Consider the following 752-nt stretch of genomic DNA (forward strand, 5'->3'; position numbering starts at 1 on the left):
AGCGACGACTTCCCGACGTTGGGCCTGCCGATCACCGCCACGCGCACGGCGCCGTCGTCCTCTATCCGCGGCGGCCGGTCGCCGAGTGCGTCGACGATGCGATCAAGCAGGTCTCCGGTCCCCATCCCGTGGGTAGCCGAAACCGGAAACGGTTCGCCCAGGCCGAGCGCGTGGAACTCCGCCGCGCCGTACTGGTCGACCGCGCGGTCAGCCTTGTTGACCGCGACGACCACCGGGACCGGTGAAGCCCTCAGTTGCCGCGCCATGTCGGTATCGCCGGAGCGCAGCCCGGACCTTCCGTCGGCCACCAGCACGATCGCGTCGGCCTCTTCCATGCCGAGTCGAGCCTGACGCTGGATGTCGGCGGCCATCTCCGATTCGTCCTCGAGGTCGATACCGCCGGTGTCGAGCAGGTCGAATTCCCGTCCGTTCCATTCACAGCGCACGCGCTTGCGGTCCCGGGTGACGCCGGCTTCGCTGTGGACCACGGCCTCGCGGCCACCGGCCAGGCGGTTGACCAGAGTGCTCTTGCCGACGTTCGGGAATCCGACCACGGCGACTGTGGGGACCGACGCCACGTTCAGGCCAGACCGCGCTCGGCGACAAGCCCGGCGATGCGGCTCACGACATCATCGATCGAGAGATCCGAGGTGTCGATCTCGACCGCGTCTTCGGCGGTCACGAGGGCACCGTGCTCGCGCTCGCTGTCACGGCGGTCCCTTTCGTTCTGGGCGGCGAGTACTTCACTCGCA

2 protein-coding genes are annotated in these 752 nt (G+C 68.6%); both read right to left on the reverse strand.

The features are described 5' to 3' along the window. The coding region (locus VB714_RS15530; protein WP_323225541.1) for a GTPase at positions 1 to 554 on the reverse strand (554 nt) is incomplete at its 3' end. Between the two features lie 26 nt (positions 555 to 580). Beyond that, positions 581 to 752: (d)CMP kinase (locus VB714_RS27475; RefSeq protein WP_416309702.1), on the reverse strand; the 172-nt coding region annotated here is incomplete at its 5' end.

Origin of the sequence: Spirulina sp. 06S082 (assembly GCF_034932145.1) — a bacterium.
In the GTDB taxonomy this organism is placed as follows: domain Bacteria; phylum Cyanobacteriota; class Cyanobacteriia; order Cyanobacteriales; family Spirulinaceae; genus CCY15215.